This window comes from Helicobacter salomonis, assembly GCF_900197775.1.
GTDB lineage: Bacteria > Campylobacterota > Campylobacteria > Campylobacterales > Helicobacteraceae > Helicobacter > Helicobacter salomonis.
The window spans coordinates 16,175-37,081 of the sequence record NZ_FZMA01000035.1; the positions used below are offsets into that span (position 1 = coordinate 16,175).

19 protein-coding genes and 2 tRNA genes are annotated in these 20,907 nt (G+C 46.1%); 13 read left to right on the forward strand and 8 right to left on the reverse strand.

The window, feature by feature from the left end; genetic code table 11:
* Positions 1-5: 5 nt before the first annotated feature.
* The 9 genes from C6H04_RS05625 to C6H04_RS05665 all read left to right on the forward strand — a co-directional run bounded on the left by C6H04_RS05625 (position 6) and on the right by C6H04_RS05665 (position 5,862).
* On the forward strand, positions 6-677 hold the full coding sequence (locus C6H04_RS05625) for a non-canonical purine NTP pyrophosphatase (protein ID WP_104732571.1): 672 nt from the start codon (positions 6-8) through the stop codon (positions 675-677).
* Between the two features lie 81 nt (positions 678-758).
* The gene (locus tag C6H04_RS05630; RefSeq protein WP_104732572.1) at positions 759-1,454 is read left to right on the forward strand and encodes a Bax inhibitor-1/YccA family protein; all 696 of its coding nucleotides are present in this window, start codon (positions 759-761) and stop codon (positions 1,452-1,454) included.
* 1 nt (position 1,455) lies between these two features.
* Positions 1,456-1,908 (forward strand): thiamine-phosphate pyrophosphorylase, encoded by a 453-nt coding sequence (locus tag C6H04_RS05635; protein WP_104732573.1) that lies wholly within the window; start codon positions 1,456-1,458, stop codon positions 1,906-1,908.
* A 56-nt stretch (positions 1,909-1,964) separates the two neighbouring features.
* Positions 1,965-2,207 carry a hypothetical protein gene (locus tag C6H04_RS07935; protein WP_158653033.1) on the forward strand — a complete coding sequence of 81 codons (243 nt, stop codon included), beginning with the start codon at positions 1,965-1,967 and terminating at the stop codon, positions 2,205-2,207.
* Between the two features lie 222 nt (positions 2,208-2,429).
* Positions 2,430-4,484, forward strand: coding sequence for a polyribonucleotide nucleotidyltransferase (locus C6H04_RS05645; protein WP_104732574.1), 2,055 nt, complete (start codon positions 2,430-2,432; stop codon positions 4,482-4,484).
* A 68-nt stretch (positions 4,485-4,552) separates the two neighbouring features.
* The gene (locus tag C6H04_RS05650) at positions 4,553-4,864 is read left to right on the forward strand and encodes a F0F1 ATP synthase subunit C (RefSeq protein WP_104695194.1); all 312 of its coding nucleotides are present in this window, start codon (positions 4,553-4,555) and stop codon (positions 4,862-4,864) included.
* A 19-nt stretch (positions 4,865-4,883) separates the two neighbouring features.
* A tRNA-Leu gene (locus tag C6H04_RS05655) sits at positions 4,884-4,968 on the forward strand.
* 21 nt (positions 4,969-4,989) lie between these two features.
* A tRNA-Leu gene (locus C6H04_RS05660) sits at positions 4,990-5,076 on the forward strand.
* Between the two features lie 201 nt (positions 5,077-5,277).
* On the forward strand, positions 5,278-5,862 hold the full coding sequence (locus C6H04_RS05665) for a DUF1104 domain-containing protein (protein ID WP_104695193.1): 585 nt from the start codon (positions 5,278-5,280) through the stop codon (positions 5,860-5,862).
* A gap of 352 nt (positions 5,863-6,214) precedes the next feature.
* On the opposite strand, the gene dxs is transcribed toward C6H04_RS05665, so the two are convergent.
* Genes dxs through C6H04_RS05690 form a run of 5 tightly spaced genes read right to left on the reverse strand, consistent with a single transcriptional unit; the run spans position 6,215 to position 12,245 of the window.
* Positions 6,215-8,113: a 1-deoxy-D-xylulose-5-phosphate synthase gene (gene dxs / locus C6H04_RS05670; protein WP_199767091.1), complete on the reverse strand. Its 1,899-nt coding sequence runs from the start codon at positions 8,111-8,113 to the stop codon at positions 6,215-6,217.
* A 1-nt stretch (position 8,114) separates the two neighbouring features.
* Complete coding sequence (gene fliH / locus C6H04_RS05675) at positions 8,115-8,912, reverse strand: flagellar assembly protein FliH (protein ID WP_104695220.1); 798 nt, start codon at positions 8,910-8,912, stop codon at positions 8,115-8,117.
* Positions 8,905-9,933, reverse strand: coding sequence for a flagellar motor switch protein FliG (gene fliG, locus C6H04_RS05680; protein WP_104695192.1), 1,029 nt, complete (start codon positions 9,931-9,933; stop codon positions 8,905-8,907). Before fliG ends, fliH begins: the two co-directional genes overlap by 8 nt.
* A complete protein-coding gene (fliF, locus tag C6H04_RS05685) occupies positions 9,934-11,637 on the reverse strand; it encodes a flagellar basal-body MS-ring/collar protein FliF (RefSeq protein WP_104695191.1) in 1,704 nt (567 codons plus the stop codon). It abuts the gene before it with no gap.
* Positions 11,638-11,645: 8 nt separating this feature from the next.
* Entirely contained in the window at positions 11,646-12,245 is a 600-nt protein-coding gene (locus C6H04_RS05690; RefSeq protein ID WP_233711870.1) for a phosphatase PAP2 family protein, read from the reverse strand.
* A 259-nt stretch (positions 12,246-12,504) separates the two neighbouring features.
* On the opposite strand from C6H04_RS05690, the gene napA reads away from it, so the two are divergent.
* Genes napA through napH form a run of 3 tightly spaced genes read left to right on the forward strand, consistent with a single transcriptional unit; the run spans position 12,505 to position 16,884 of the window.
* Positions 12,505-15,315: a periplasmic nitrate reductase subunit alpha gene (napA, locus tag C6H04_RS05695; protein WP_104732576.1), complete on the forward strand. Its 2,811-nt coding sequence runs from the start codon at positions 12,505-12,507 to the stop codon at positions 15,313-15,315.
* 4 nt (positions 15,316-15,319) lie between these two features.
* Entirely contained in the window at positions 15,320-16,048 is a 729-nt protein-coding gene (napG, locus tag C6H04_RS05700) for a ferredoxin-type protein NapG (protein WP_104732577.1), read from the forward strand.
* Entirely contained in the window at positions 16,048-16,884 is an 837-nt protein-coding gene (napH, locus tag C6H04_RS05705) for a quinol dehydrogenase ferredoxin subunit NapH (RefSeq protein ID WP_104732578.1), read from the forward strand. Before napG ends, napH begins: the two co-directional genes overlap by 1 nt.
* 25 nt (positions 16,885-16,909) lie before the next feature.
* On the opposite strand, the gene C6H04_RS05710 is transcribed toward napH, so the two are convergent.
* From C6H04_RS05710 to C6H04_RS05720, 3 genes are read right to left on the reverse strand one after another with little or no spacing between them, the layout of a single operon-like run.
* Positions 16,910-17,911 (reverse strand): outer membrane beta-barrel protein, encoded by a 1,002-nt coding sequence (locus C6H04_RS05710; RefSeq protein WP_104695186.1) that lies wholly within the window; start codon positions 17,909-17,911, stop codon positions 16,910-16,912.
* Positions 17,911-18,900: a tRNA dihydrouridine synthase gene (locus C6H04_RS05715; RefSeq protein WP_104695219.1), complete on the reverse strand. Its 990-nt coding sequence runs from the start codon at positions 18,898-18,900 to the stop codon at positions 17,911-17,913. The genes C6H04_RS05710 and C6H04_RS05715 overlap by 1 nt, the downstream gene beginning before the upstream one ends.
* 14 nt (positions 18,901-18,914) lie before the next feature.
* On the reverse strand, positions 18,915-20,147 hold the full coding sequence (locus tag C6H04_RS05720; protein WP_104732579.1) for a tRNA nucleotidyltransferase/poly(A) polymerase-related protein: 1,233 nt from the start codon (positions 20,145-20,147) through the stop codon (positions 18,915-18,917).
* Between the two features lie 26 nt (positions 20,148-20,173).
* On the opposite strand from C6H04_RS05720, the gene queC reads away from it, so the two are divergent.
* Positions 20,174-20,905: a 7-cyano-7-deazaguanine synthase QueC gene (queC, locus tag C6H04_RS05725; RefSeq protein WP_104732580.1), complete on the forward strand. Its 732-nt coding sequence runs from the start codon at positions 20,174-20,176 to the stop codon at positions 20,903-20,905.
* The last annotated feature ends 2 nt before the right edge of the window (positions 20,906-20,907 follow it).

The following is a 20,907-nucleotide window of genomic DNA, read 5'->3' on the forward strand; positions in this document are numbered from 1 at the left end:
GAGTCATGCAAATTATTCTTTCCAGCAATAATGTTAAAAAACTCCAAGAATTACGCGCTATTCTGCCAGCCATGGATATAAGAAGCTGCGCTGAGTTTTTGGGAAAGGTGGAGATCCTGGAAGATGGCACAAGTTTTGAGGAAAATGCATGTTTGAAGGCAAGTGCTATTTATCAACTTTTAGAAGAAAAAGAAGGGGACCTTTGCGTTCTTGCTGACGATAGCGGTATCTGTGTAGATGCCCTCAACGCCATGCCAGGCATCTACAGCGCTAGATTTGCTTCCATACCAGAGAGTGCTGCGGAAATTGCGCAAGGCTGTTTTACAATTCCTCAAGTGAATTCAAATGATACGCAAAATAACCTCAAACTTTTGACCTGCTTAGAAGAACTGGATATTGTCCAATCTAATGCCTCTTTTATCTGTGTCATTGCAGTATGCATGAGGATAAAGGGGGAATTTAGACAAACAACTTTTAGGGGTGAATGTAGGGGCAAGGTTCTCAAAGCCCCTCTTAATCCGCAAGCTTTTGGGTATGATCCACTCTTTATTCCGGAGGGCTATACCCTGACCATGGATCGTCTCCCAGAGAAAAACGCCATTTCACACCGCTTTTTAGCCCTACAGCAATTCAAGGATTTTTTGAATTGTGTCAAATCCTCACATCTAAGGCTATAGATTAAGCTACCACGCTATTTTTAAGCCTTATATTAAAGTATAATGATACAATCCAGCCATTTTACATTTAAAGGAGTATCCATGGCACTATACGATCGCAATGCTAATTTTAACCCCAGCATGGAAGCATCTGCCCAGCTCAGTGACACAGCTCTGGTGAATTTTGTCAAGACGACTTATAAATTTTTTGCAGCGAGTTTGTTGCTAGCCACTATTGGTGCGTTAGTGGGTTTTATGAATTTTCATGTAGTTGCCCAATACAAGTGGGTGTTTTTCATTGCTGAGATCGCTGCGTTTTTTGGACTCATGTTTACAAGGAGAATGCCCGCAGTCAATCTCCTAATGCTTTTTGCATTCACTTTCCTAACAGGCATCACTCTTGTGCCTCTCTTGGGCTTTGTCATTGCTAGAGCAGGTGCGAGCGCAATTTGGCAGGCCTTGGGCATGACAACTATTGTTTTTGGCGTGATGAGTGTTTATGCCATTAAGACTAAGAGCGACCTAGCCAATATGGGTAAGATGCTATTCATCGCTTTAATCGTGGTGATGGTGGCTTCCCTGATTAACCTCTTCTTGGGTTCTCCTATGATGCAGGTTGCTATCGCAGGTGTCAGCGTGATTCTCTTTAGCTTGTTCATCGCCTACGACACGCAGAATATCATCCGAGGTCTTTATGCAACACCCATCGAGGCTGCTGTGGCACTCTATCTGGACTTCTTGAATGTTTTTGCTTCCTTGTTGCAGATTTTTGGAATCATGGGAGGCAGAGAAGACTAGTTTGTGTACGCTCGAGCGTCTGTTAGACGCTAATCTCAATCGATTCAAGGAGGGGGTCAGGGTGGTGGAAGATGTCTTGCGCTATCTCTGTAATCATCCTGTCTTAGCTATCAGGCTCAAGAGTATTCGCCATAGCGCCACCGATATCCTCGTTAGAAGTGTGTCTGATGTAGGTGCACTCTACGCTCATCGGAACAGCGCCCACGATGTGTTGCAAAATAGTGATTTCTCTTACACCGGAGAACAGCCCCTGTTGCACATGGTTCAAGCAAACTTCAAACGCGCTCAGGAGAGCGCACGCGTGCTTGAAGAATGCTTAAAATATGCCTATCCTGCCCAGCCCCTACCTACTTTTAAAACTTTGCGCTATGAACTCTACACACTGGAAAAAGAGTGTATCGAGTTGTTGATAAAAAGTGGTCTTGAATTACCTCGTGTTTACCAAAGCCAATAGTTTGTTTGCTAAAATGCGCGCACCCGGTTTAGGCTGGGCATTTTTTAGGTAAGGAGATGTTATGTCAGGACATACTGATAGTTGCCATTTACACGAAGGGCATGAAGGACACGGGGTGCATCATCATCACCACCATCACCATCACTACCATGGTGGCACACACCACCACCACCATCATCATCATGGCGGTGAGCACCACCACCACCATGAGCAGCACGGTGATAGTTGCCACAACTAGTTGGCATGTGCCCCCTCTTGCGGGGCCTCCTCATTTAACAAGCACTTCAGATTTCTTTTGATACTTCGATGTAAGAGTATGGACACTCGCGTACGCGCTTCGTTTTTCAAGTGCATGTCTTGCCTGTGCGTGCTTATGAGTTGTTCTTAAGACTAGGTGAGCTTATAGCCTTTTCAAGTATTGATTAATTTGATAATAATGCTATCTTACGTAATGAATGGATAGCTTGTTGCGTGTTCTTTGTCATGTTTTGACTAAAATATGAAACTCATTAAGGAGATTTATGACTATTCGCATTAACCACGAAGAATATAGACTTGATTATATTGCAAAACAAGCCACTAGCGCACTTTGGTATATCCACAAAGGTTGTGTCATTATAGCGAGTGTCATGGTGGATAAAAGTTCTATAGAGGGGGATTTTCTGCCCTTGAGCGTGCAATTTAGCCAAAGGTCCTATGCTATAGGACGCATTCCTGGCGGTTTTAACAAACGCGAGGGCAAACTTAGCGAGTTTGAAACCCTCACTTCACGCCTTATCGATCGCACCTTGCGCCCACTCTTCCCTAAAAACTATGCCCATCCTACGCAAATTACTTTACTTGTACTCAGCCATGATCAGCAAAGCGATTTACAAATCTGTGCCCTGCATGCAGCAGCTAACGCACTCTATCTGGCTAATATTGGGGTTGAGCAAAATGTAAGTGCGGTGCGCATTGCAAAAATCGCTGATAAAATTATTTTTAATCCCAATGCTTCTGAGTTGCAAAAAAGTAGCTTGGATATCTATGTTTCTGGGACTAAAGATGCCCTGCTCATGGTAGAAATGTGTGCTCAAGAAAGTCTTATGGAAACAGAGTTTTTAGAAATGTTAACTCGTGCACAAGGACTTATCCAACAAACATGCACGCAGTACGCACAACACTTTAGCCCTCATAGGCAACCCCTCAGCCCAGCTTCACTCACACCTATCATACAAGATACACAATTAGAAACCTTAATTCAAACACATTTTCACGCACAGGTGCTGGAAGTCATGGCCCAAATGGCTAAAAGTGAACGGCAAGCAGATTTTTTGAATTTAGCGCAACACATCCTGAAGACACTGCATGAGCAGGGACATCTCTACACCTTAGAGCATGTCCAGTATATTTTGGAAAATTACATGCACCGGGTAATCCGACAACAAATCTTACATGCGCAGGAACGTCCCGATGGACGCGCTTACACAGATATTCGTCCCATCACAATAGAGACCAATATTCTTCCTCACAGCCATGGCTGCGCGCTCTTTACACGCGGGCATACCCAAGCCTTAGTGGTGTGCACTTTAGGGGGAGCCAATGATGCTAGAGTGCATGGGAATTTGGACATCAAGGCACCCTTGAAAGAGCGCTTCATGTTTGATTATAATTTCCTACCATTTAGCGTGGGTGAGAGTGCTCCTTTAAGTGCGCCTAGCCGACGCGAACTAGGTCATGGACACTTAGCTAAACGCGCTCTGCAAGGCTCCCTTGTGGATAAAGAACAGGTGATCCGCCTCGTCTCAGAAATCCTCGAATCAAATGGTTCAAGCTCTATGGCGAGTGTGTGCGGAGGGTCTTTGGCTCTGTGTGCTAGCGGGGTGAAGGTGCATCATCTAGTTGCAGGTGTGGCAATGGGACTGGTTATAGAAGGAGATACACATGCCATTTTAAGCGATATCAGTGCGTTAGAGGATATGCATGGGGATATGGATTTTAAAATTGCGGGCACTTGGCAGGGCGTGGTAGCCATGCAAATGGATACCAAAACTCGAGGACTCTCTTTAGAATTGTTTGAGAAAATTTTAACACAGGCAAAACAGGCCAGAGAATCCATCTTAGAAATTATGCAAGGCGCTAAAGATACCATCGTGCTCAACACACAAGCCCTACCTGCCTATGAGAGTTTTTTCGTACCGCCCAAGAAAATTGCCACCATCATTGGTATGGGGGGCAAGACTATTAAAGAGATCATCGAACGCTTTGGTGTGCTTGTAGATTTAGATAAACTCAGCGGTGCAGTCACTATCACGAGCAATCAAGCCAGTGATGTTTTAGAGGCCAAAAATTATATTTTGGAACTCATTCAGGTCCAACCGTATACTTTGGATGAAGTGCTGGAAGTGGAGGTAAAAAAAGTAGCGGATTTTGGTGTGTTTGTGCGTTTGCCGCGAGGCGGAGATGCGCTTTTGCATAAACATTGTTTAGATAAGCGTGGATTTTGTGTGGAGAGTTTGCAGGAGCACGCGCGTCTGCAATGTAAAATCATTACAATTCACAGCCTTAGCGGTAAAATTGATGTAGATTTGGCTTGAAAATTAAGTTTGAGCATGCCATAATCAGGTTTTGCGCCTAGCAATATTCTAACGATGCGGAGTTGTCTATGAGGTTTTTTGCGCTTTTCTTTCTAGGAATGGTTGGGCTGGCTTTTGGAGCGGACATGAGCGGGTTGGACATGATTAAATCCTACTCCATTGTGGGAGCCGTTGTAGGTTTGGGGATAGCCGCCTGCGGGGGTGCTATAGGTATGGGCAACGCAGCTGCAGCAGCTATCACAGGTACAGCGCGCAATCCTGGTGTGGGCGGAAAACTCTTAACCACCATGTTCATTGCCATGGCGATGATTGAGGCGCAAGTTATCTACACACTGGTTTTTGCGATCATTGCGGTTTATAGCAATCCGTTCTTAGTGTAGTTTATGTGGAGGGGGCTTTGCACTGGTGGTGGAATTGGTAGACACGCCATCTTGAGGGGGTGGTGAGGCAACTCGTGCGAGTTCAACTCTCGCCCAGTGCACCATGATCCTGCGGGATTTGATAAGCCAAAATGGTGGAATTGGTAGACACGCTAGACTCAAAATCTGGTGAGGGCGACCTCGTGTCGGTTCGAGTCCGACTTTTGGTACCATGCTACTCCTAGGGTAAAATACTGATCCCTGTGAGGTGCACCAGCGGACATTTAAATGCTTGCCTCTCTAACTCGACTAAGTTCAAGATTTATAAGCACTTCGTTCAACTCTAGTCTTCCCAACGCGTTAAGCTCAGATTAATCAAAACTAGATAAACTCTCGGGTCTTTGTATTGAAAATTTTGTGATAAAAGGGGTTTTATGCGTCGTTTTCTGGGAATAATTATGATGGGTGCTTTAGCTTTGGGTGTGGCCCATGCGCACGCGGAGACAGAATACGCCAACATGCAAAATAAAGAGTTTATTAAGTTGGCGGGGACTTTTCATAGTGCAGAGGAAGTGTTGGAGTATCAAGCAGAATTCGATAAACGCCTTAAGGCAATGAAAGGAAAGGCTAGGGCTGATTTTAAAGCACAGGTCAACAAAACCTATAAGGCGAATCTAGCAAAAATGAGTGCTAAAGATTTTGCAGCATTGCGCAAAGAGGTAGCTGAGGCCTTGGAAGAGAATAGAAAAGAGCACAGTCATAAAGAGCTAATGGAGATGGGTTTAGATGTGCAGGTTTGTAAAACGACTAAGCGTGAGCTTTTGTGCCCGCATAAGCACACTAAAAAACATGCAGCTAAACACTCTGGAGAGGGCGAACATGGACATCATGGGGCAAAGCATGAGAATGGGGAAAAGCATGAGGGTAAACATGAGGAGGGAGCTAAGAAAGGGGGACACAAAGCTCCAGCTTCTAAAGGAGAGCACGAAGAAACCAAGCAAGAAAACACCCACGAGTAATCTTTGGGCCCTTTTGGGGCCAGAGGGCACCACAAAACTTGCTCTGCTATTGTGTCTTCCCCTTGAAGGTTTAGCTTCTAATGGCGGGGCTTCAAGCAGCAATATAAATCTATAAAATCATACGGGTTTTTTGTACATTTGTTTTTGCCACAAAAGCCGCAAAAATTGCACTAACGCTTGCGGACATGTCACCCTCAAAACCAAAGGACAAAACCTTGTATTTTGGCAAGAGTAGACATGGATGAAACAAGAATACAACAAAAATCCCAGTTTCATGGGATTTTATGGATATGTAGCAACGGCAATAAGCCAAGACTTCTATCGCTCTTTGAAAACAAAGTGGTGGAGTCTGTTAGCGAAGATGGCACGCGTCACTAGAAAGATACCTTAAACTTTCATGGTCTTGGCGTACCCTATCCGCCAGGCTCACAGGGTCGATTCCTAGACTTTGTTCAATCAAAGTTGTGTTGCCATGAGAAACGAAGAAATCGGGCACTTCAAAACTTTTAAAGAGAGTGGGAAGGTATCCTATCTGAGCCATAAATTCTAGCAGCGCACTTCCCACACCGCTTATGCAGTATGAATCGCTAAAAACATAGATTCGAGAATAAGAAGTTAAGATTTCCTTAAGGCTTGTGTCCAAAGGTTTTAAGAAACATAGGTCCAGTAACGCAATATCTAGGTTTTCTTTGGCTAGAATTTTAAGAGTTTGGTATGCGCGCCCCACCCCATTACCATAGCCCACGAATAAAATATCCTTCCCTCCCTTTAGCAGCACACTCTTAGCGTAGGCATAGGGAGTTGCTTCAAACATTCCCTCCGGGAGCAGCCAGCCTCCTCGTGGATAACGAAACGCACACGGACCCACATGGTATTCTTTGGCAAAGGCAATGGCGTGTTTTAATGAGGCGTTATCACGGGGGGCGAGCAAGACCATGTTGGGAATGGGACGCAAATAGGCAATATCTAGCAGGCCTTGATGAGTCTCGCCATCCTCACCCACAATTCCTGCCCGATCGATAGCAAATTTCACAGGTAAGGACATAATAGCCACATCGTGCACAATTTGATCAAAAGCTCTTTGTAAAAAGGTCGAATAAACGCTCACAAAAGGCTTAAAACCCTCTTTAGCCAGTGCGGCCATAGAGGTTACGGCATGCTGTTCGGCAATGCCTACATCCCAAAAGCGATCAGGATAGGCATCTATGAGCTTGCCCAGCCCTGTACCCCCTGGCATCGCCGCTGTAACCCCAACAATTTTTTCATCTTCAGAGGCAGAGGCAAGTAAGGCATTCGAATAAATCTCTGTAGGACTTAGGGGCTTAGAAGTATCTTTAGCGCTCTTGGGTAATCCCGTAGCTAAATCAAAGGGACCTACTCCATGCCATTTTTCATAGGGTCCTTCAGCGATCTTATAGCCCTTGCCCTTTGTAGTTTGGGCGTGGATTAACAAAGGCACTTTGGTTTCCTTGGCTAGTTTGAGCGCTTGCACAACGGCTTCTAAGTCATGCCCGTCTATAGGACCCATGTAGCTAATCCCCAATTCTTCAAAGAGGATCCCCGGTGTGATGAGTTTAAAGGACTCTTCAAAGCGATTAGCCAAGTAATTTACCCCTTCTGGCATGGATTTTAGCACAGCCTTTATCTTATCGCGGAAAGACTGGTAAAGCGGGCGAGCCATGAGCTGAGAAAGGGCATTGCTAATTGCTCCAATGGGTTTAGAAATGCTCATCTCATTATCGTTTAAGAGAATCACCAGAGGGTATTTGCGATCACCTAGCTCATTGAGTGCCTCATAAGCCAGCCCTGCGCTCAAGCTCCCATCCCCCACGATTGCAATGGGAACATGTGTCTCGCCCTTAAGCGCATACGCTTTAGCTACTCCCACACCCACAGAGATTGCCGTAGAGCTGTGTCCAGCGATAAAATAATCATAGATCGACTCGCCAGGGTGACAAAACCCGCTTAAGCCATGTATCTGGCGTAAGGTGTCGAAACTCTCAAAACGCCCAGTTAAGAGTTTATGTGCATAAGCTTGATGGCTGGTATCAAAAATAAAAGGGTGCTTGTCTTTATCAAAGACACTATGCAAGCCTACAATCAGTTCGGTCGCCCCTAATGATGAGCTTAGATGCCCTCCTTTAGAACTCACCACTTCTAAAATGCGCTTACGCAACAATGTGCACAGCTTCTCAAGTGCTGCACCCTCCTGTTCGAATACTTCAAATTCTCTCACCGGCACCGCTTCCATCTCATACCTTTAGATTATCTAGCACGCTTTCCTTGAGATTTTTATAGCGAGTCATTAAATTGCCATCGATATTCCCTTGAGAGCTACTGATGAGCACGCCTCCCTTGGCAATGGCATCATTGGGTTCTAACTTGATTTTTGGCATCTCTTTGAGATGCTGGGAAAGATAGGGGTAATCCAGAGTGTTGACTTTCAAGCAAATATCCGTCGCATCCATGATATTTTGTAAAAGTTGCTTGGCTAGAGCTAGCGCAACTTCTTGACTCTTTTCTTCCACTTCTTTGACAATAACCTCTTTGGCGATTTCCACAGCAATCGCGCTCAACTCCTTTTCTAATGTCTCTAGGTGGGTTTGAGATTGTTGCATCTGTTGATCGATCGCGCTCAAGGATTGCAGGAGATGCTTTTTCTCTTCGTCGATGCCCGCACTTAGATCATCCTTAGCCTTTTGCTCTCCCTCTTTAAAGCCCAGCTTGTAGCTATCTTCTCTAGCTTGCTGTAAAAGGGTTTGGTTTTCCTCTTGGCTCTTTTCAAATTGCATTTGCAGCTTGGCTAGATGGCTGGAGAGCTCATCGGTTTTTTTGAGCAAACACTCCACGAGCTCATTCTCCAGTTGAATGGAACGTGTGAGAGGCTCTAGGGGAGGTTCTGGAGGTGGTTGGGGCGCAACACGGGGCGTATCTTTATCAGGCTCTGGCTCGGAGGGAAAATCGGTAATGGATTTAAATTCGTAACGCGCAATAGTATGCTTAGAGAGATCGTCCTTAGCGATCAAATTCTCTTCACTGAAATTATTCAACAATGTCTTCTTCTCCACCCATTTGGATAATGCCTTTTTCAGCAAGCGATTGGACTATCTCGATGATCTTGCGTTGAGCGGACTCCACATCTTTAATTTTTACTGCCCCTAAGTAGGCCATTTCTTCAATGAACTGCTCGCTGGCACGGCTACTCATGTTGCTCAAAAATTTAGCCTTGAGCTCCTCTGTAGAGGTTTTGAGCGCCAAGGTGAGGTCTTTTTTATCAGCTACTTTGAGGATTTCGCGGATGGCGAAGTTATCCAAGCCAGAGATGTCTTCAAAGGTGAACATCATCTCTTTAATATCATTGGCCAATTTAGCATCGATGTTTTCAATGCGCGCCAAGGTTGTCTTGGCCGCCTTTTGACCTAAACGGTTAAAGATTTCGGCCACTGCTCTAAGACCGCCCACTTCGACCTTATAGCTCGTGAGAGCTTCTAGTTTATTCTCTAAGACAGTAGAAACCCGCTTGACAACCTGAGGGGAAATATCCCCCAAACTCGCCATTCTGATACTCACTTCTGCCTTCATATCGTCGGGGAAAAAGCTGAGCGTTTCAGCGGCATTGGGAGACTCCATGTGAGCTAAAATGAGCGCGATGGTCTGAGGGTGTTCGTTGATGATAAAGTCGGCAAGCTGCTGGGGTTTGATACGCCCTAGATAGGCGAAGTTTTTCTGAGTCTGTAAGCTACGACTGAGCTTCTCCAAAATCACCTTAGCCTGCTCTGGTCCGAGTGCTTTAATCAAGAGTTCACGCGCGTACTCCAAACCTCCGCTATTAATGTATTGGTTAGATTGTAAAATTGCAAAGAATTCTTCTAAAACCGCTGCCCCCACAGCCTTATCCGTGCCATCTAGCTGGACAATTTGCTTACTAATCTCGGTAATAGAATCTACATCCAGATGGCGCAAAATCCCCGCTGTGGCCTCTTCGCCCACTTGAATGAGCAAAATTGCAAGCTTTTCAGACATTGTAAATTCATCTAATTGGGTTTTTTGTCTGGGAGTTAGCTTTGCCATCTAGTTTCCTTTTGTACTGGTAATCGCCACCTCATCTTTGATGAGTAATTTGAATAGAGAAGCCACTTCCTCAGGCTTTTCCTTAAGAGCTCCTTTAACGCGCTCTAGCATAATATCATACTTCACATCTTCTTCATCAAAACTCGCGCTCAAGCCCAATTGATCCTCCACTTTTTTGCGCATCTCTCCAAAGCGATCAACTTCTTCATCATCATCTTCATCTGCTGCAAAAAGGGATTGCACCTGTTCCTCCTCATCAGGGTGGATTTCTAACATGCGTTGGCTGAAAGGCGTGATGACTTTTTTATAGAAGACATAGAGAATCAATCCAATAATGAGATATTTAAAGAGAGATGTAAAGGGTCCTACATACTTCTCCGCAGTATTGACAAATTTCTCATAGGCAGTCATGGGCACATACTTGGTGGCTTTGGCATTAAACTCGAAATTGCTTACCGCCACCGCATCCCCTCGATTTTGGTTATAGCCAATTGCCTGTTTAACAAGCGCATTGATCTTATCCATCTCCTCAGCACTTAAAGGAATATACTCGATCGTCTCTGTCCCGTTTTTGTCCACTTTTTTGTAACGCCCATCAACTACAACGGCCGCATTTAAACGGGTAAGCACCCCAAATTCCCCCTTGATTTCACTTACTGTCTTGCCCACCTCATAGTTGGTAGTGTTTTGGGATTTTTCGTATTTTTCTCTGAGTTGATCGTTAGCGACACCTTGCACAGGTCCGATATTGCTCACCACCCCGGGCACACCCCCTACTTCCTTTTTAGGGAAGCCTTCCTTTTTCTCCTCCATGGTCTGTTCGCTGCGCACCACATTATTGGGATCAAAGGTTTCTTTAGTGCTTTTCCTTTGACTGAAGTCAAATTCGGCGCTCACCTTGGCCACGACCTTATCCCTTCCCCCTACAATAGGGCTGAGGATGTTAGAGATTTTACTTTCGAGTAAATTCTCAAAATTCTGCTTGTAGTGGAGCTGGGCTTGAGCCAACTCTTTTGTGCTATCTAATTCATTGTCCTCTCCCAAGGGTTCGCCATTCTCATTGACTAACTTCACATTCTCTACAACAAGTTTGGGCACAGAAGCGGCGATCAAATTCTTGATACCAATGATCTGTTTGGGCAGTAGGCGCATGTTGGGTTTGATCTTGAGCATTACTGATGCAGTGGGCGGGATTTCCCGACTCACAAACACGCTATCTTTAGGAATAGCGATGTGCACACTGGCCTTATCTATAGGCGTGAGACTCTCAATGGTGCGGCTGAGTTCCCCTTCAATGGCACGGATATACTTGATATTTTGATCAAAATCTGTCGCGCCAAAATCCTTCGTATCAAAGATTTCATAGCCTACTTTACTGGTTTTAGGAATCCCTTGAGACGCTAAAGAAATACGCTCTTCATAAATGCGATCCTTGGGGATCAGAATAGTGTCGTCTTTGGGAATTTTATAAGGAATTTGTTTTTGTTGCAGGTACTGCAACACTAGGGCATTATCGCTATTGTCCATTCCTTCAAAAAGCACGCCGTAATTAGAAAAATCATCCTTACCCCGAGTGGGGTAAACAAGTAAAAAGATGAGGAAGGCTACCACCAGCACAAAAGCTGTAACAATAGTGATTTTTTGTGCTTTATTGAGCCTAGAAAACAGATCGATAATCTGTTGAAATAAACTCTTAAGATCCACGCGCTACCCTATACTCTTCTAGCGTTTTTTGGCCATCCCACATACAAGCCCATCGAACAACACACCCAGGTTACACCCATCAAAAACCCTCCTAACACATCGGTGGGATAATGCACCCCTAAATACACTCTTGTATACATCATTAGGTAAATCCACAGTAATAAGATGAGGCTTAGAGCCCATTTGGTGCGTGTTTCCATAGAACTCACGCACACTAAAACCAACAACGATCCATAAAACAAACTGGCAGCTAAGGCATGTCCGCTAGGGTAGCTAAAACCATGCGCCAAATGTATTTCTCCATTTGTGCTAGGTCTAGGACGCGCGATCCAGAGTTTCAAAACTTTGAGTGCTGTCTCACCTAGCACAATGCTCAAGAAAAAAAACAGCCCAAATACTTTATCTCTTTGGACAAAAATGTAAAACAAGCCTACCAGCGCCGCCAAAGTTAATGTGAACTTAGACCATGCGAAAAAGGTTGCCACGCTGACGAGCTGCACATAGCCACTCCCAGGAAGGGGAATGGGGTGAGTGCGCACCCAAGAAATCACGGTGTGATCCAAATGCTGTACCCATTCTTGGTGGGTTTTGACAGCAAACGTTTCCACACAAAACAACACCCCACACACACCCCCCAATAGCCATACAAAACCAATCCACCGGTACACAGAAAGTGGTAACCTGCGCGCCCTGTGCGTCAGATGTTTGTAGGGACTCCCCATTTCGTATCTCTCCATTGTATTGTAAGCCCGCAATGTACGCGATCATAGCCAAAAAATGATAAAAATTAACTATAAACACCCCTAATCGCTCATCTTAAACGAATTTTAGAATATAATAGCTCCCTATCATTATAAGGAGTGTTGCATGACGGGTCCACGCGAAATACAAGATAATTCCAGACGCGAGTTTTTAAAATCTGCGGCCATCACTTCAGCTTTAGGTAGCGCAGGGCTACTCACTCCCCCAAGTCTAGCCGCTAAAGCGCAGCAAGCGCAGGCAGGTTGGAAATGGGATAAAGCAGTATGCCGTTTCTGTGGCACGGGCTGTGGAATCATGGTCGCTACCAAAGGCGATAAGATCGTCGCTACCAAAGGCGATCCGCTTGCTCCCGTCAATAGGGGTTTAAACTGCATCAAGGGTTATTTTAACGCTAAGATCATGTATGGGGCTGATCGTTTGGTGCAACCTCTTTTGAGGGTGAATGAGCAAGGTGAATTTGATAAAAAAGGCAAATTTAAACCCATCTCTTGGCAACGCGCCTTTGATGAAATGGAAAAACAATTTAAAAGGTATTATCGGGAATTAGGCGTTACGGGGGTAGGGGTTTTTGGAAGCGGGCAATACACAATTCAGGAAGGCTACGCAGCCAGTAAATTAGTCAAAGCGGGTTTTAGAAGCAATAATATCGATCCCAATGCACGCCACTGCATGGCCAGTGCCGTAGTGGGTTTCATGCAGACTTTTGGGATTGATGAGCCCAGCGGGTGTTATGATGACATTGAGGCCACGGACACCATCATCACCTGGGGGGCCAATATGGCAGAAATGCACCCTATTTTGTGGTCTAGGGTGAGCGATCACAAATTGAGCAATGCCGATAAGGTTAAAGTGGTTAACTTGACCACCTTCACCAACCGCACTTCTAGCATGGCGGATATGGAAATCATCTTCACCCCTAACACGGATCTAGCCATTTGGAATTACATCGCTAGAGAAATCGTCTATAATCACCCTGAGGCAATCGATCAAGATTTCATCGACAAGCACATTGTCTTCACAACCGGTTATGCAGACATTGGCTATGGTATGCGATCCGATCCCAATCATCATGGCTTTAGAGCAAGTGAAAAGGACACTTTAGAAAAGCAAAATGCTATTACTTTGGACGCAGAGGAAGCGATTGCTCTCAAACACTTAGGGGTTAAGGCAGGCGATGTGCTGCACATGCAACATCAAAACGAACCGGACAAGCACTGGGAGATCACATTTGCGCATTTTAAAGAAGCCCTAGAACCTTACACGCTGGATTATGTGGCCCAAGTGGCTAAGGGAGATGCCAACGAATCACTAGAGAGCTTTAAGCACAAATTGCAAAATCTTCTCAAACTCTACATCGAAAAAGATCGTAAAGTAGTGAGTTTTTGGACAATGGGTTTCAACCAACACACACGGGGTTCTTGGGTGAATGAACAGGCTTACATGGTGCATTTTTTGCTGGGCAAGCAAGCTAAACCGGGTTGTGGGGCGTTTTCTCTTACAGGTCAGCCCAGTGCTTGTGGCACAGCTAGAGAAGTGGGTACTTTTGCCCATCGCCTGCCTGCAGATATGGTCGTAACTAACCCCGAACATGTCAAAACTGCCGAGAAACTTTGGCATGTACCCCATGGCACCATCAATCCCAAACCCGGCTATGACTTTTTGGCCATGATGCGCGCTTTAGAAGATGGGAAAGTCAAATTTATTTGGGTGCAAGTTAATAATCCTTGGCAGAATACCGCCAATGCCAATCACTGGATCAAATCCGCTAGAGAGATGGATAACTTTATTGTGGTGAGCGATTGCTACCCGGGGATTAGTGCCAAAGTGGCGGATTTGATTCTGCCCAGCGCGATGATTTATGAGAAATGGGGGGCTTATGGGAATGCGGAACGGCGATCCCAACACTGGAAACAGCAAGTAACCCCAGTAGGACATGCCATGAGCGATACATGGCAGATCTTGGAATTTGCCAAGCGCTTTAAACTCAAGGAGGTTTGGGGAGAGCAAAAGGTTAATGACAAACTCACTTTACCCAATGTGTTAGCCCAAGCACACAAAATGGGTTATAAAGACAGCGATACGCTCTATGATGTGCTCTTTGCCAATAAGTATGCCAAACGCTATAAAAGTAATGACCCTATCGCCAAAGGTGCACCTAATTCTGAAGTGCATGGGGATAAGCGCCATGTCGTGGGCAGTGATGGCAAGCCTTTTAAGGGCTATGGCTTCTTCATCCAAAAATACCTTTGGGAGGAGTATCGCAAGTTCGGGGAAGGGCATGGACATGATTTAGCGTATTTTGATGCCTATCACCATGTTAGAGGTTTGCGCTGGCCCGTAGTCAATGGCAAAGAAACTCTTTGGCGTTTCAACACGCAGTATGATTATTACGCTAAAAAGGCTGCCCCCAATAGCGATTTTGCTTTCTATGGCAAGGCGGGCAAAAAACTCGTCAGTGGGGATCTCAAAGCCCCCACCACCACTACACCCAAAAGCCTAGAAAACAAGGCTAAGATTTTCTTTAGACCCTTCATGAAAGCCCCTGAACGCCCCAATAAAGAATATCCTTTCTGGCTGGCAACAGGACGGGTTTTAGAGCATTGGCATAGCGGCACGATGACGATGCGCGTGCCTGAACTCTTTAGAGCTGTGCCTGAAGCCTTGTGCTACATGCATGAAGAAGATGGCAGAAAACTGGGGGTTAATCAGGGCGATGCGGTGTGGATCGAATCGCGACGGGGCAAAGTCAAGGCGCGGGTAGATATGCGTGGGCGTAACACCCCCCCGATTGGTTTGGTTTATGTGCCATGGTTTGATGAGAATGTCTTCATCAATAAGGTGTGCTTAGATGCCACTTGTCCACTCTCCAAACAAACCGACTACAAGAAGTGCGCCGTGAAAATCACTAAGGTCTGATCTCATGCAACGGCGCGCCTTCCTGCAAAAGGCGATTGGGGGGGCGTGTTTGTGCGCTGGGGGTGCGCTGTTTTTGGGGACCTTGCTCAAAGCAAAGCGCACCTACGCGCTCAGACCTCCGGGGGCTGAAAATGAAGCCCGTTTCTTGAGCGCGTGTGTGCGTTGTGGGCTATGTGTCAAGGCCTGCCCCTATGATACGCTTAAACTAGCTAGTTTGCTAGACACTCCCAAGATAGGCACCCCCTTTTTTAACGCACGCCAGGTGCCCTGCTATCTTTGCTCTGATATTCCCTGCATTAAAGCCTGTCCCACAGACGCACTCGATCACCAGCACTTAGAGCCTAGTCAGGGGATCGCCTCGCTGAAGATGGGAATTGCGGTGGTGGATTCGCACTCTTGCGTGGCGTTTTGGGGAGTGCGCTGCGATGTGTGTTATCGCGTATGCCCCTTGATTGATAAGGCGATCAAGCTAGAGCTCAAACACGATGACCACACCAAACACGCCTACATGTTGCCCGTAGTAGAACCTAGTGTGTGTGTGGGTTGTGGGCTGTGCGAGCGCGCGTGTATCACTAAAGAGCCTGCTATTCGGGTTCTGCCTAGTGAGTTTGTGAGCGGGCAAGCCGATACGCACTACATTAAAATGGGGGCGCCCACCCCTTCCACCACACCACCCCCTAAAACCCCCCATAAGGACAACCCCATGGATTATCTCAATCAAGGCGATCTGTAGTGCGCTACCTCGTGACTAGGCGCGTGGTGCAGGCAGGAATCTTAGCCCTCTTTGCGTGGGGCGGGGCGCATGCAATTTTGACAGGCAATTTGAGTGCGTCTGTGCTCTTTAATCGCGTGCCCTTGAGCGACCCTTTTGCCGTGTTACAAGTCTATTTGGCTAGTTTGCAGATGAGTTTAGGGGCACTGCTAGGTGCACTCATCATTTTAGGAGTCTATGGCTTGATTTTAGGGCGCGCTTTTTGTGCATGGGTCTGCCCAATCAACCCCATTATAGATAGTGCATCTTGGGTGCGGCGCAAACTAGGATTTGTGCGGGCGTATGTGTCTATTCCCAAAGCCACGCGCTATGTGCTCTTAGCCTTAAGCCTTATTCTCTCCTTTGTGCTATCCTTACCTGCTTTTGAGAGTGTGTCTTATATTGGCATTGTGCAAAGGGGGATTATCTTTGGTACGGGCGCATGGGTGGGGGTTGGGCTTTTACTCTTCTGTATTGATACCTTTATAGGTGATAAACTCATTTGCTCACATCTATGCCCCTTAGGGGCGTTTTATGCGCTCAGTGGGCGTTATGCGCTCTTAAAAGTGCAACACCACGCCATGCGTTGCACCAAGTGCGATCTGTGTTTGGAAGTGTGCCCAGAGGCGCAGGTGTTGTGGATGGTGGGCTTGAAAAGCGCGGCGGTGAATTCAGGGGAGTGCACGCGCTGTGGACGTTGCATCGAAGTGTGCGAGGACGACGCGCTAAATTTCTCTCTGTTAGACTTTAAGGGGAGTTTTGAAAAGAAATCCAAAGCATCGCTAGCCCGCACCTCATCGCCACCCAAAACCCTTTGAAGTCTATATGAACGCGTACCTGGTTCTAAAACAGGTAAGCATAGCCCACATAAAATTGCCCATGGGGCACAAGGCTTAGAGATTGCTTGAGAGTTTGCTGTGTGCCCACATTGCTGTTGCCATAGTTATACCAATTCTGTGCGCTGAGTTTGTAGTAGGGAATCTTCCATCCTACAATGATGCGGTTGTGTTGTCCCATGTAAACTTGTGTGCCCACATTCACAAAAAAACCACTACCTGCGGCCAAAAAGCGGGTTTTTTTGCCCAGTGCCTGGTTGAAAAAACGATCGCTCCAGAACATGGTGTATTCCACACCTCCCCCCACAAACATGCCCACTTTGAAAAAGAACATTTTGGAGTAGATTTTCTTAATCCAAATATCCAAGGGAATATTTAAAAAAACATCCACATTCAATCCAAAACTCAGCACATGTGCCCCCTGTTGCAGCAGACGCTTTTGTGGATTGGGAGTAGGACAGATTCCTAGAGGATTTTGCGCGCTTAAGGGAGCGCAGGGGGAGCTATACCCACTGGGTACAGCTAAATCCCCTCCAACATTTTTAAAACCATCGGGTAACTTGCCATTGACAATCGTTTGGGGAATCACATCTCCAGTTGCAGGATCAATGGCCTTAAGATACTGGGGGCTGTAATTCTTGCCCCCCTGATTGATGGTTTTATTCAGAGCACCTAAGTAGGCATTGATGTATTCCAGCGTGCCATAAACACGCATGCCGCTTACAGCGAATTTATCAAAAAAAATCTCATCACCCACAGTGTAGGTAAATGCAAAATTAGCTTGCTTATCCACATTGTAGTAGCCTGTAATCAGATTGCCCTTGCACAGATTTTGAGGACAAACAGGCTTGCCATTGGGATTTACACTGGGATTACTCATGCTTGTCTGTTCGCTAAAACTGCTGGAAAACCCTTTGGCAGAACCCAGTCGCGCACCCGTAAAGATGTGATTCTTCACAGCCCACAACCCCTGCACTAAGCCCAATAAAACAATGATTTGAAAGCGCATCAACAACTCTGGTTATTTAAAGAAATAATTTGAGGGAAGTCGTGCAAATCCTGCGCATGGCTAAAAAACTCCTCCACCTGCACGCGCGCCGTTCGCGGATCGCTCATGCTATTGACCACCCCCTTAAACGCGCTCGCCCCCGCATGCCCCTTAGCATAGGCGTGCAAATTCTTGCGAAACATTACAACCCCCCTCTCCCCATAAAATTCTACCATCTTATCAAAATGCTCTAAAACCAAATCTTTTTTAAGCACAGGGGGAAGTTCTTGGGTGTTGTGCTTGATTTGCCAAAAAATCCAGGGCTTAATCAAGCTTGCCCGCCCAATCATCACCCCCTGTGCCCCCGTGTAGGCACGCACCTCTTGAGCTTTTTGCACGCTATCAATCTCGCCATTAACAATCAAAGGCTTGTTTAGAATCTGGCGCATCAAGCGCACACTCTCATAGTCGATCTTTTCCTTCTTGTAGCGATCCGCACGCGTACGTGCATGCACCACCACAAAATCCACCGGAGCATCATTAAGCGCGTGGGCAATCTCTTCTGGAATTTTGCGTTCAAATCCCAAGCGCACTTTTACACTGGTATAGGGCTTCTTAGTGTGATCGCGCACCACTCTTAAGAGATGGACCAAATGGTTTAAATCCTTGAGTAACCCACTCCCATTGCCATGATTGGCCACTTTGGGGGCTGGGCAACCACAATTAAAATCCACAATATCGATCCCCTCCACCTGGTTGAGCAATTCTGTAGCCCTCTGTACAATCTCCACCTTAGAGCCGGCAATTTGCACGCTAAAGGGGTTTTCATGGGGAGATTTTTCCAACATTTTGGCAGTCTTCTCAAAGGCATGCACGAGCGCGTGGCTGCTTACCATTTCGCTAACGGTGATATCCACCCCAAAGCGTTTCACCACACTTCTAAAAGGCAAGTCTGTATAGCCCGCTAAAGGCGCTAAAAACAATAGATTATCAAATTGGAGTTTAGACATAGGGGGCATTCTAACTAATTTTCTCTTAACCAGCGGTATTCTTGGATGTATTGCAACAACGCCCCCTTGTCATTACACACAGCCCCACACATTACCCCCTCTAAGCATGCCTTCAAAAGCACGCCAATTTGTGCGCCTTGAAAACCTAATCCCAGTAAGTCTATGCCATTAATTGCCAAATAACGCAGAGAATAGACTTCGCGGTTTTTTAAAATCTCCTTGAGTTCGCTTTTTAAGCATGCGCTCAAAAGGGGGTCTTGGGTTTGATAAAAGCCTAAAAGCGCGCGCAGCTCGCCTAAATTGAGGCGTTGTAATTGTGTTTTGAGCCATAGACGAGAGTTTTCTACAGACCCTAGGGGGAGATGGGCATGCAGTTGGCACAGGGATTGAGTGAGTTTCTTAGAAAATCTTAAACGCGTGCAAAAATCTAGCAAGGTTTGTCTATCCCATGATTGACAGATCAACAAGAGACGGGCACGTAAGTTAGGCGGGGTTGTGTCTAAATAATCTAAATGGGTAAAGTGCGCTTGTAGGGCATTCTTTAAGATAGCTTGAAATTGCGCGCAGATAGTGCTAGCAAACTTCCCCAATAAGAGTTTAAAAAATTCTATGCGGATACGCTCTTTGCTAATGCTCTCTAAAAGGGAGGAGCGATCCCAAAGGGCTTTTTGGGTAGCAGACTCAAGGGAAAAACCCAAAACACTAGCAAAGCGTAGAGCTCTTAAAATCCTCAACGCATCTTCTTGTAGACGCATAGCAGGATCGCCCACTAATCTTAATTGCTGGTTGGCTAGATCGTCTAGCCCGCCATGCAAATCGAGCAAACCCTTTTGAGGATGAAAGGCTAGGGCGTTAATGGTGAAATCGCGCCGCGCTAAATCGCTCTCCATGGACTTTACAAATTTTAATGCGCTGGGGTGGCGGTGATCGCGATAGAACCCCTCTTCTCTAAAGGTAGTGATCTCAAAAAGGCGATCTTGATAGAGCACGCCCAGCGTGCCATAAGCAGACCCCAATTCTATTAAATTCACTCCCTCCATGCCCTCGAAAATCATCTTAAGCTGCTCAGGGGTTGCACTACTGGCTAGATCATAATCCTTGGGTTTTTTGCCCAAGAGTAGATCGCGCACACTTCCCCCCACGATATAGATTTCAAAACCACTCTGTTCGATCATTGTGTGCAGAGTTAGCAAGTTTGGAGGTAGAGCGTGGCTCAAATGCAAAAAAGCGGTGTCCCAATCTGCCATGTTATAATGATTCTAAAAGACTAAACATGTTTAATCCCTTTGACCTAGAAAAAATGCTTGCGATTCAAGATTTCAAAACAGATGCCTGCGTGCTCTGTTTTAGCGGGGGGCAGGATAGCACCACTCTAGCCATTTGGGCTCAACGCACCTTTAAACAAACCTATTTGCTGGGCTTCAATTACGATCAAAAACACGCCATTGAGCTCGCCCAAGCGCGCAAAATCGCATGCATGCTAGAGCTACCTTATAAGGTGCTAAGTTTACCTTGTTTGCAGGAAATCAGCACCTCTGCCCTTTTTGCACGCACTCCCCACGCGCTCAACACCCCTCATCCCCAAGCCCAAAACCTGCCTAGCTCCTTTGTACCCGATCGCAACGCGCTCTTTATCACTCTCGCACACGCTTACGCCTTTAATTTAGGCGCGCAGGCGGTGTTGCTAGGGGTGTCTATGCAGGATTATAGCGGGTATTTTGATTGTCGGCAAAATTTTATAGAAAGCCTGCAAACTAGCTTAAATCTAGGGGCTTTTGGCACACAGGAGGGAATCAACTTGCTAGCTCCCTTGATGTTTGCTAGTAAAGCCCAAGAGTTTCAGCTCGCCCACGCTTTGGAGGGGCTAGAGTTGATCTTAGAGCACACTCATACCTGTTATGAGGGGGTGAGAGAAAAACGCCATGGGTTTGGCTATGGGTGCGGAGTTTGTCCTGCATGCCAACTACGCCAACAGGGCTATGTAGAGTTTTTAGACACTAAATAAAA

What these genes read in the sequence shown, in the direction of transcription:
- queC (WP_104732580.1), top strand. Translation starts at nt 20,174, where the DNA reads ATGTTTAATCCCTTTGACCTAGAAAAAATGCTTGCGATTCAAGATTTC.
- dxs (WP_199767091.1), bottom strand. Translation starts at nt 8,113, where the DNA reads ATGGAAGCGGTGCCGGTGAGAGAATTTGAAGTATTCGAACAGGAGGGT.
- fliG (WP_104695192.1), bottom strand. Translation starts at nt 9,933, where the DNA reads ATGGCAAAGCTAACTCCCAGACAAAAAACCCAATTAGATGAATTTACA.
- C6H04_RS05710 (WP_104695186.1), bottom strand. Translation starts at nt 17,911, where the DNA reads ATGCGCTTTCAAATCATTGTTTTATTGGGCTTAGTGCAGGGGTTGTGG.
- napG (WP_104732577.1), top strand. Translation starts at nt 15,320, where the DNA reads ATGCAACGGCGCGCCTTCCTGCAAAAGGCGATTGGGGGGGCGTGTTTG.
- C6H04_RS05650 (WP_104695194.1), top strand. Translation starts at nt 4,553, where the DNA reads ATGAGGTTTTTTGCGCTTTTCTTTCTAGGAATGGTTGGGCTGGCTTTT.
- C6H04_RS07935 (WP_158653033.1), top strand. Translation starts at nt 1,965, where the DNA reads ATGTTATGTCAGGACATACTGATAGTTGCCATTTACACGAAGGGCATG.
- C6H04_RS05715 (WP_104695219.1), bottom strand. Translation starts at nt 18,900, where the DNA reads ATGTCTAAACTCCAATTTGATAATCTATTGTTTTTAGCGCCTTTAGCG.
- C6H04_RS05630 (WP_104732572.1), top strand. Translation starts at nt 759, where the DNA reads ATGGCACTATACGATCGCAATGCTAATTTTAACCCCAGCATGGAAGCA.
- C6H04_RS05625 (WP_104732571.1), top strand. Translation starts at nt 6, where the DNA reads ATGCAAATTATTCTTTCCAGCAATAATGTTAAAAAACTCCAAGAATTA.
- C6H04_RS05665 (WP_104695193.1), top strand. Translation starts at nt 5,278, where the DNA reads ATGCGTCGTTTTCTGGGAATAATTATGATGGGTGCTTTAGCTTTGGGT.
- napA (WP_104732576.1), top strand. Translation starts at nt 12,505, where the DNA reads ATGACGGGTCCACGCGAAATACAAGATAATTCCAGACGCGAGTTTTTA.
- C6H04_RS05645 (WP_104732574.1), top strand. Translation starts at nt 2,430, where the DNA reads ATGACTATTCGCATTAACCACGAAGAATATAGACTTGATTATATTGCA.
- C6H04_RS05720 (WP_104732579.1), bottom strand. Translation starts at nt 20,147, where the DNA reads ATGGCAGATTGGGACACCGCTTTTTTGCATTTGAGCCACGCTCTACCT.